The organism is Ornithinimicrobium sp. (assembly GCF_051004135.1).
Lineage (GTDB): Bacteria > Actinomycetota > Actinomycetes > Actinomycetales > Dermatophilaceae > Ornithinicoccus.
Genome location: NZ_JBPCKQ010000061.1, coordinates 1 through 9,449 on the forward strand (window position 1 = coordinate 1; position 9,449 = coordinate 9,449).

The 9,449-nt window shown below is 71.1% G+C and carries 11 protein-coding genes; 4 read left to right on the plus strand and 7 right to left on the minus strand.

What is annotated here, in order from left to right; genetic code table 11:
- Positions 1-198 precede the first annotated feature (198 nt).
- The 4 genes from ACR2FV_RS03335 to hutU form a co-directional block, all read right to left on the minus strand.
- Positions 199-525, minus strand: coding sequence for a type II toxin-antitoxin system PemK/MazF family toxin (locus ACR2FV_RS03335; protein WP_434014282.1), 327 nt, complete (start codon positions 523-525; stop codon positions 199-201).
- Between the two features lie 4 nt (positions 526-529).
- On the minus strand, positions 530-778 hold the full coding sequence (locus ACR2FV_RS03340; RefSeq protein ID WP_434014283.1) for a hypothetical protein: 249 nt from the start codon (positions 776-778) through the stop codon (positions 530-532).
- Positions 779-840: 62 nt separating this feature from the next.
- On the minus strand, positions 841-2,169 hold the full coding sequence (locus tag ACR2FV_RS03345; protein WP_434014284.1) for a YjiH family protein: 1,329 nt from the start codon (positions 2,167-2,169) through the stop codon (positions 841-843).
- 1 nt (position 2,170) lies between these two features.
- Positions 2,171-3,865 (minus strand): urocanate hydratase, encoded by a 1,695-nt coding sequence (gene hutU, locus ACR2FV_RS03350; RefSeq protein WP_434014292.1) that lies wholly within the window; start codon positions 3,863-3,865, stop codon positions 2,171-2,173.
- A gap of 152 nt (positions 3,866-4,017) precedes the next feature.
- Between hutU and ACR2FV_RS03355 the strand changes: the two genes are divergently transcribed.
- Positions 4,018-5,229 (plus strand): CynX/NimT family MFS transporter, encoded by a 1,212-nt coding sequence (locus ACR2FV_RS03355; RefSeq protein ID WP_434014285.1) that lies wholly within the window; start codon positions 4,018-4,020, stop codon positions 5,227-5,229.
- Positions 5,230-5,273: 44 nt separating this feature from the next.
- On the opposite strand, the gene hutH is transcribed toward ACR2FV_RS03355, so the two are convergent.
- Complete coding sequence (gene hutH / locus ACR2FV_RS03360) at positions 5,274-6,854, minus strand: histidine ammonia-lyase (protein ID WP_434014286.1); 1,581 nt, start codon at positions 6,852-6,854, stop codon at positions 5,274-5,276.
- A 99-nt stretch (positions 6,855-6,953) separates the two neighbouring features.
- Positions 6,954-7,295 carry a hypothetical protein gene (locus ACR2FV_RS03365; protein WP_434014287.1) on the minus strand — a complete coding sequence of 114 codons (342 nt, stop codon included), beginning with the start codon at positions 7,293-7,295 and terminating at the stop codon, positions 6,954-6,956.
- A gap of 12 nt (positions 7,296-7,307) precedes the next feature.
- On the opposite strand from ACR2FV_RS03365, the gene ACR2FV_RS03370 reads away from it, so the two are divergent.
- Together ACR2FV_RS03370 and ACR2FV_RS03375 are read left to right on the plus strand one after the other, a co-directional pair.
- Positions 7,308-7,655, plus strand: coding sequence for a hypothetical protein (locus ACR2FV_RS03370; RefSeq protein WP_434014288.1), 348 nt, complete (start codon positions 7,308-7,310; stop codon positions 7,653-7,655).
- Positions 7,656-7,680: 25 nt separating this feature from the next.
- Positions 7,681-8,490 (plus strand): IclR family transcriptional regulator, encoded by an 810-nt coding sequence (locus tag ACR2FV_RS03375; RefSeq protein ID WP_434014289.1) that lies wholly within the window; start codon positions 7,681-7,683, stop codon positions 8,488-8,490.
- Positions 8,491-8,546: 56 nt separating this feature from the next.
- Here ACR2FV_RS03375 and ACR2FV_RS03380 read toward each other — a convergent pair whose 3' ends face one another.
- Positions 8,547-8,867, minus strand: a complete 321-nt coding sequence (locus tag ACR2FV_RS03380; protein ID WP_434014290.1) for a hypothetical protein — start codon at positions 8,865-8,867, stop codon at positions 8,547-8,549.
- Between ACR2FV_RS03380 and ACR2FV_RS03385 the strand changes: the two genes are divergently transcribed.
- The gene (locus ACR2FV_RS03385) at positions 8,845-9,264 is read left to right on the plus strand and encodes a hypothetical protein (RefSeq protein WP_434014291.1); all 420 of its coding nucleotides are present in this window, start codon (positions 8,845-8,847) and stop codon (positions 9,262-9,264) included. The two genes, ACR2FV_RS03380 and ACR2FV_RS03385, sit on opposite strands and share 23 nt — an antisense overlap.
- Positions 9,265-9,449: the final 185 nt, after the last annotated feature.

Here is a 9,449-nt window from a genome sequence, read left to right on the forward strand (position 1 = left end):
CGGGTCCAGGCGAACCGCCGATAGCCTCCGGACGCCACTCGGCCAACAGACTCCAGGTCCGTCCACATCGCGTCGAAACTCGAGATCCCGCTCACGGCACCCACTTCGTCGGCCTCGGGTGCTGTCGATTGTCTCCAATGCTGCGCTGCAGTGCAGCATTGAGGACACAAGGCAGCATCGTCGTCTGCGTGGCTCCGTTCAGGCCACGATGAACTCGCCCAGCCACAGCCGGATCTCCTGCAGGCACTCCGGGGACACGACTCCGATCACCGGGCCGAGCCGCTCGCGTGAGAGGGTGCGGGGCTGCTCGGTCATCGCGAAGCATTGCTCGAGCCCTTCGACGCCGGTGAGCACGGGGTGGTTGGGCCATCCTCGGTCCGTGCGGGTGACCGGGACCACGATGGCCAGGGCGTCCACGACGTCGAGGTAGGCCTGAGTCGCCACGACGACCACGGGCCGGCGCCCACCCTGCTCCCGCCCTCGCACCGGCTCCAGGTAGGACCAGGCGACCGCACCAGGGGCCAAGTGCTCACCAGCCACGGTCGCCGTCGGCCTGCTCGGTCTGCTCCCACTGTGCCGTCTCGGCTCGGTAGGACTCCATCAGCTCCAGGGGCGTGGCCCGCACGGCCTGGCGCAGGGCCGCCCAGCGGGCCTCCCGCTCGGCGCGCGTCGCGAGCAGCTCCAGGTAGTCCCCCAGGGACAGCGCCTCGGCCCCTGCCCGCGCCTTCAGCCGGTCCCGGGTCTCGCGGGACAGCTTGATGGTGGTCAGATCGGTCATACGCTGAGTATGACGTATGTGATGTCGTCACGGCGTCCATCCCCTTGTCATCCCGTGGGCGCTCATCCGAAGAACACCAACCCGACGGGGATGGCCAGGACCAGCGACAGCAGCACCCGCTCGGCCCAGATCACCAGCAGCTTCGGGATCGACAACGGGATCTCGGTGGCGGCCAGGCTCGGCACCAGCGCGGAGAAGAAGATGATCTGGGAGACCGACACGACGCCGATGACGTACTTGACCGGCATGGCGGCCTCGGCCACCAGCAGGGCAGGCAGGAACATCTCGGAGATGCCCAGCGCCGCGGCCTTGGCGGCCAGCAGCGGCTCGGGCAGCTGCATCGCCCAGGTCACCGGATAGAACAGGTAGCCCAGCCAGTCGAAGACCGGGGTGTACTCCGCGAGCACCAGCCCCAGCAGCCCGATCGACAGGATCGAGGGCAAAATCGCCATCGCCATGACCAACCCGTCGCGCAGGTTGACCGCGATGTTGCGCCAGACCCCCGGCGCCTGAGCCACGGCAACCCGCGCGGCCTGCCAGGCGGCCTGCACCCGGCGACCCTTGGCCTCCTCCTCCGGAGCCGGCTCGACCCCGGGGGCGTAGTCGGTGCTGGTCGCGCCCAGCGGCCAGATCCACACGGTGATCGCGGTGACCGCGAAGGTGATCAGCAAGGTGCTCCAGAAGAACAGGGTCCACTGCTCCATCAGCCCCAGGGTCTTGGCAACCACCACCATGAATGTGGCCGACACGGTGGAGAACCCGGTGCCGATGATCAGCGCCTCGCGCTGGGAATATTTGCCCTGCAGGTAGACCCGGTTGGTGATCAGCAGCGCCAGGGAGTAGCTGCCCACGAAGGAGGCGACCGCGTCGATCGCGGAGCGGCCGGGCGTGCGGAACAGCGGTCGCATGACCGGCTGCATCAGCACCCCGATGAACTCCATCAGCCCGTAGCCGACGAGCAGGGCCAGGAAGACCGCCCCGATCGGCACCAGCAGGCCCACCGCGATCACCAGGGTGTCGAACAGGAACGGACCCATGCCGGGCTCGAACAGCCAGGCCGGGCCGACCTCGAAGACCATCATCAGCCCCACCACAAGGCCGAGGACCTTGGCCACCGAGAAGACCAGGTCGGTGCTCGAACGCCGCCACGTCCCGGTCACGAACGGGTATGCCGCGCCGGCGGCGATCAGCGCCAGGGCGTACCACGGCAGCACTGCGGGCACGGCGTCGCGCACCCAGGTGACAAGGTGGTCCAGCAGGATGGTGTCCTTCTCGCCGATGGTGACCGGCACGAAGAACATGAAGGCGCCGATGGCGCTGTAGACGAAGAACTTCCACATGGGGGCATCCGCGTCGGTGCGGAGGTCCGTCTGGGCGGTGTCCTGGGACATCTCACTCCTCCTTGGCATCGGACTGCATCGGTATGCGGACGCCGCGGTCGGCGGCGACCTCGTCGGCCCGGTCGTAGCCCGCGTCGACGTGCCGGATCACGCCCATGCCGGGGTCGTTGGTGAGGACCCGCTCCAGCTTGTGGCGGGCCAGGTCGGTGCCATCGGCGACGGACACCTGGCCGGCGTGCAGGGAGCGGCCGATGCCGACCCCGCCACCGTGGTGGATGGAGACCCAGGACGCGCCGGAGGCGGTGTTGACCATCGCGTTGAGCAGCGGCCAGTCCGCGATCGCGTCGGAGCCGTCGGCCATCGCCTCGGTCTCCCGGTAGGGGCTGGCCACCGACCCGCAGTCGCGGTGGTCGCGGCCGATCACGATGGGCGCCTCGACCTCACCGGAGGCCACCATGTCGTTGAACCGGACACCGGCCTTGTCCCGCTCGCCGTAGCCGAGCCAGCAGATCCGGGCGGGCAGGCCCTCGAAGGCCACCCGGTCCTGCGCGCCGCGGATCCACTTCTGCAGATGGTCGTTGTCCGGGAACAGGTCAAGCACGGCCCGGTCGGTCGCCGCGATGTCCTTGGGGTTGCCGGACAGCGCCGCCCACCGGAACGGGCCCTTGCCCTCGCAGAACAGCGGCCGGATGTATGCCGGGACGAACCCGGGGAAGTCAAAGGCCCGGTCGAACCCGCCCTGCCGTGCCTCGTCGCGGATGCTGTTGCCGTAGTCGAAGACCTCCGCGCCGGCATCCATGAAGCCGACCATCGCCTCGACGTGCCGGGCCATCGACTCCTGCGCCCGGTCGGTGAACTCCTCCGGCTTCTTGTCCGCGTAGTCGTGCCAGTCGCGCAGGTCGATGCCGGTGGGCAGGTAGGACAACGGATCGTGCGCGGAGGTCTGGTCGGTGACGATGTCGATGTCCACCCCACGGCGCAGCAGCTCGGCGAAGACCTCGGCGGCGTTGCCGACCACGCCGATCGAGACCGCCTCACGGGCCCCTTTGGCGGCCAGCGCCCGCTCGACCCCGGCGTCGAGGGAGTCGGCGACCTCGTCGAGGTAGCGGCTCTTGACCCGCCGTCGCAACCGAGCCTCGTCGACGTCGACGATCAGGCACACCCCGCCGTTGAGGGTGACGGCGAGGGGTTGTGCGCCGCCCATCCCGCCACACCCTCCGGTGAGGGTCAGCGTGCCGGCCAGCGACCCGGCACCACCCCCTTGCCCGCCCTCTCGGGCGGCGATCTTCGCGGCGACCGCAGCGAAGGTCTCGTAGGTGCCCTGCAGGATGCCCTGGGTGCCGATGTAGATCCACGACCCGGCCGTCATCTGGCCATACATGGTCAGCCCGAGCTGCTCGAGCCGGCGGAACTCCGGCCAGGTCGACCAGTCGCCGACCAGGTTGGAGTTGGCGATCAGCACGCGGGGCGCCCACTCGTGGGTCTGCATCACGCCGACGGGACGCCCGGACTGGACCAGCATGGTCTCGTCCTCGCGCAGGCCGCGCAGCGTGCGCACCATCGCGTCGAAGGAGCGCCAGTCGCGGGCGGCGCGCCCGGTGCCGCCGTAGACGACCAGGTCGTCGGGGCGCTCGGCCACCTCGGGGTCCAGGTTGTTCATCAGCATCCGCATCGGGGCCTCGGTGGCCCAAGAAAGGGCTGTGCGGGCAGTTCCTCGAGGTGCGCGGACAGGTCGGGCGCCTTCCATGGTGATCTTCTCCTTCGGGTATGCGGTCATCGGCAGGTATGCGGTCGCCGGCCGGTGGGCGGACAGGGACGGAGGCGGGATGGGCCTAGGGTCAGAGGTCGAGAAGTCGGCGGACCATCGGTCCGACGATCCGGGAAGGTGTGGAGCGCAGCATGGTCCAGGGCGGAGTGCACCCGCGGTGGCGTCGCCGCAGCCTGATCGTGCTGGGCATCGTGTTGCTGGCCATCAACCTGCGAGGTCCGATCGCCGCCGTCGGGCCGGTGCTGGACCTGGTGACCGACGACCTGGCTCTGTCGGTGCTGGCAGTCTCGGTGCTCACCGCAGCACCGGTGGTGTGCTTCGGCGTGTTCGGGGTGCTCACCCCGTGGCTGGTCCACCGGGTCGGGCTGAACGGCGCAGCGGTGAGCGCGCTGGCCTTGCTGTCGGCGGGGCTGCTGCTGCGCAGCGGACCCTCGGCGGCCACGCTGTTCGCCGGCACGGTGCTGGCGGCCGGCGCGATCGCGGTGGGCAACGTGCTGCTCCCCACCCTGGTCAAACGCGACGCGCCGCGACATCCGGGCGTGATGACGGGGGTCTACACGACCTGCCTCACCGGCTCCGCTGCGATCGGGGCCGCGACCGTGGTGCCGGTCAGCACGGCATACGGCTGGCGAGGCGGCCTGGGGATCTGGGCGGTCCCCGCCGTGCTGGGTCTGCTCGTCTGGGCGCCCCGGCTGCGGGGCTCGACCGCCGGTCGGGTGTCCACCCTGGACCGACCGGGAGGCGTGCGATCGTTGCTCGGTCAACCCCTGGCCTGGCAGGTGACCGTCTTCATGGGGCTGCAGTCGGCGGGCTTCTACGCCGTGCTGGCCTGGCTGCCGCTGATCTACCGCTCCGCCGGCATCTCCGCGGCCGATGCCGGGCTGCTCCTGGCCTTGGCCACCGCGACCGGGATCCCGATGGCGTTGACCGTGCCTGCGTGGGCGGCCCGGTGCCGCGACCAGCGAGTGTTTCCCGTCGTGCTGACCCTGTTCACGACGGCCGGGTTCGTCGGCGTGCTCCTGGCCCCGGCCGTCCTCCCGGCGCTGTGGGCAGTGCTGATCGGGGCCGGCTTGGGCGGCAACTTCCCGCTGGCGTTGACCCTGGTGGTTCTGCGCACGGCCCGGCCGGCCGACACCGCGGCCTTGTCCACCATGGCGCAGGGGCTGGGCTATCTGATCGCGGCCACGGTGGGACCGTTCGCGGTGGGCGTGGTCCACGAGCTGGCCGGGGGCTGGAGCGCACCCCTCGGGCTGCTGGTTGCGCTGTCGATCCCGCAGGCGCTGGCCGGATGGCTGGCCGGTCGGCCACACGTCCTCGGTTCGGTAGGGCCCGACCGACCCTGAGGGGTGCGGAGCGGGTCGGCTCACGGCATACGCGGGCTGCTGCATCATGCGAGCGGTCCCGTGACCTGCTCGGCGGCATGACGGACACCGCCGGTGCGGACCAGGTCGACGGCCGTCTCGATCTCCGGGGACAGGTGCCGGTCGGGGCCGGGTCCGGCGATGCCGGCCGCGCGCAGGGCCGCGACCACCGCGGTCGTGGCCGGGGCGGGACGCAGCGGTGCCCGCAGGTCCAGGGCCCGGGCCGCGGTCAGCACCTCGACGGCCAGCACCCGGGTCAGCCCGTCCAGGGACCGGCGCAGCTTGCGCGCGGCAGACCAGCCCATCGCGACGTGGTCCTCCTGCATCGCCGAGGACGGGATGGAGTCGACGCGGGCCGGTGCGGCCAGCCGCTTGAGCTCGGAGACGATCCCGGCCTGGGTGTACTGCGCGATCATGTGGCCGGAGTCGACGCCGGGGTCGTGCGCCAGGAAGGCGGGCAGCCCGTGGTTGCGGGCCACGTCGAGGAACCGGTCGGTGCGCCGCTCGGAGATGCTCGCGAGGTCGGCGACGACGATGGCCAGGAAGTCCAGGGCGTAGCCGACCGGGGCGCCGTGGAAGTTGCCGTTGGACTCCACCCGACCGTCGAGAGTGACGACCGGGTTGTCGATGGCGGCCGCCAGCTCGCGTCCGGCGACGGCACGGGCGTGCTGGGCGGTGTCCCGGGCGGCGCCGTGCACCGAGGGGCTGCAGCGCAGCGAGTAGGCATCCTGCACTCGCGTGCAGGCGGGGGTGCGATGGCTCTCCCGGATCGCCGAGTCGGCCATCAGTACCCGCAGGTTGGCGGCCGAGACGGCTTGGCCGGGGTGCGGGCGCAGCGCCTGCAGGTCGGCCGCGAAGACGTCGTCGGTGCCGAGCTGGCCCTCCACGCTCATCGCGGCGGCGATGTCGGCAGTGACCAGCAGCTGGTCGAGGTCATGCAGCGCCAGCACGAGCTGCCCGAGCATGCCGTCGGTGCCGTTGATCACGGCCAGCCCCTCCTTGTCGGCCAGCTGCACCGGGTGCAGTCCGGCCTCGGCGAGGACCTCGGCGGCGGGGCGCAGCTCGCCTTGGGCGTCCCGGACCTGCCCCTCCCCCATCACCGCCAGCGCGCAGTGGGCGAGCGGCGCCAGGTCACCGGAGCAGCCCAGCGAGCCGTACTCGTGGACCACAGGGGTGACGCCCGCGGTGAGCAGGTCGGCATACGCCTGCGCGGTCTCGACCCGCACCCCGGTGCGCCCGGTGGCCAGGGTGGACAGCCGCAGCAGCATGGTGGCCCGGACGACCTCGCGCTCGACCTCGGGTCCGGACCCGGCGGCGTGCGAGCGGACCAGGCTGCGCTGCAGCTGGGCCCGCTGAGCGAGCGGGATGTGGGTGGTGGCCAGCGCGCCGAAGCCGGTGGAGATGCCGTAGTGCGGCTGAGGGTCGTCGGCGAGTCGCTCGATGACCCCACGGCTCGCGGCGATCGCCTCCCGTGCGTCGCCCGAGATCTGGACCGCTGCGCCGTGCCGCGCCACGGCGACGAGCTCGTTGCTCGTGACCGCAAGCGTGCCCACCGTGACCGTGGTGTCGGAGATCGTATGGGTGGCTGCGGTGTCAATCCTCTCCATGCCATCCATTGCACCGAGATCCGACGGCCGTCGCCAGAGTCTGCCCAGGTATTGCGTCTCGTATATGAGACACCGTCGCTCGGCGCCGGAACGTCAGCGTCATACGAAAGTCGCGCTATCACGCACGTTCCGTATGACGCTGGGCGCGGCGCTCGAGGCGTCCGCCCCCCGGGGGCAGGGGCACCAGCGCGACCTCGTTGCTTCAGATCCCGAGCGTCGTGGCATGGTCCCGCGCAAGTACTCCCGCAGGTAGGGCAGGGCGAAGTCGACGCTGCCACGCGTCGGCGCCCCGATCATTCCGGCGGCGATGAGACGCAGGCGGTACTGCGACGCGTAGTCGGGCGAGACCTGAAGCCGCGCGGTCAGCTCCGACATGTTGGACGGACCGTCGTCCTGGGCCATCGCGGCCAGGAAGGTGCGATCGATCGCGGAGAGCTCCATCAGCGAGGGCTGGTGGACGAGCTCGCCGATGCGCCGCCGGGCCGCAGCGACCCCAAGGCCTGCCTGCGCTGCGGAGATGACGGGCCCATCCGGCGCGGCCCCGTAGACCCAGTGGCCGACCAGCTGGATGAGGAAGGGGTAGCCACGCGGGCCCTCGACGGCCAGCTGGAGCGCAGCCTCGTCGATGCTCCGTCCGGTCCGATGGATCGGCCCTTCCAGGGCCTGGGCGACGTCATCGTCGTGAACAGGCCCGAGGTGGTGCTGATCCGCTCGACGAAGGAACGTCAGAATCCGGTCGCTCAGCAGATCGTGAACCTTAGCGGGCAGTCCTGCAATGGCCTGCCGCCGCACGCGCCATAGCTGTCTCACATGTGGGACAGTGACCGTGGCACGAGGAGGCCCCACGGACGCATCACCCGCACCGGCCGCAGCGCACGTCCTGGACGTGCTCACCCTGCTCAGCCGGCACGCCGCCCCCCTGCCGGCGGGCACGATTGCCCGCGAGCTCGGGCTGCCGCGCTCCACGACATACCGGCTGCTGTCCGTCCTGGTCGACCGGGGCTTCGTGGTGCACCTGCCGGAGGAACGGCGCTACGGCCTGGGGGTGGCCGTGTTCGAGCTCGGCTCGACCTACTCGCGGCAGGGACCGTTGCAGCGGATCGCGCGCCCCCTGCTGACCCAGCTGGCCGACCGCACCGGGCACAACTCGCACCTCGCGGTCCTGCACGGCCACGATGTGCTCTACGTCATCGAGGAGCGGGTGGCCGGACGGCCCTCGCTGGTCAGCGACGTCGGGGTGCGGCTGCCCGCCTCGTTGACCGCGAGTGGCCTGGCGATCCTGGCGGCGCTTCCTGCCGCTCAGGTGCGCGCGCTCTTCCCCTCGACCGACACCTTCGTGCAACGCCACGGCACCGGGCCCACGTCGCTGTCCACCCTGCGACCGCTGCTGACCCGCACCCGCACCCGCGGGTATGCCGAGGAGGTCGGCTTCGTGACGCCCGGCCTGGCCTCGATTGCCGCTGCTGTGCTGGGCCACACCGACCACCCGGTCGCCGGGGTCGCCGTCACGTCCCCGATCGGAAGCGCCGGCCACGACCCCGCTCCGGAGCTCATCGGAGCGGTCCAGGCATGCGCCGCCGAGATCTCCCGGCGCCTCGGTCGGCGGGCGGTCGGCTCAGCGAACGTCCCGACCTGATCCCGTTGCGGTTCTGCAGAGACCCCCGTTGATCCAATGGGCCATCGAGACGTCGCTCACCCCTGGAGAATCGTCCAGAGTCCACGGCCGATCGCAGCGCAAGCGCCGGCCAGAGCAAGGGCAATCAGCAGACGCCGCGCCGTCACCTGACTGATCCTGCTCTGGAGGCGCTCACCGACGACCACCCCGACGGCGCAGGTGAGCAGAACCCCGCCCCAGGCCACCGCGGACAAGGGAGATGCAGTGGGGTTCAAGGCCAGCTTGGCCGAGACGGAGAGGAGTCCGATGGTCAGGGCATAGGGCTGCATCGTGGCCGCGAAGGCACGCTGCTGCCAGCCGGTGGCGACGGCATACGTGCTGACCGCAGGACCGCCCACGCCCGCAGTCACGCTCATCAGCCCGCTGACCGCGCCCGAGACCAGCCACGCCCCGGGAAAGGATGCCGATGAGCGCCCCGGCCACCAGGACGCGCCAGCGAGCCCAGTCGACCTCCCGCCAGAGCCGGGTCAGGATTGCGGCGCTGGTCAGTGCGGCACAGACATTCACCACGAGGACGCCGGCGAAGCCACCGACCACCAGAATCAGGGAGGGCGCGGCGACCAGCGCGAAACCCATGCCGGTGATGCGCTGCGCCACCGCCCCGACGGGACGGGTGGCGTCATCGGCCTGGCCTGGCCGGTCCTCGTCGCCCTAGTGCTGCTGTCGTTGCTGGGCGCGCTGATCGCCTGGGTCTCCGTGCGCGGCACCCCGCACCTGCTGCGCCCCACCGTCTGAGCTGCTCGACCCGATCCGCCCGATCCGCCCCGTCGACCTTTCACGGCGCCACCGGCCGATATGCGCGCCACTGTGCCCTGCGCAGGGCGCGCCCGCGCGCACACCGGTTGGTGCTTTTTCCCCCCGACCATTTGGCGCAGCACTGTGCGCTTCGCCCGGCGCGCATCCGCGACTACCGGCTGGTC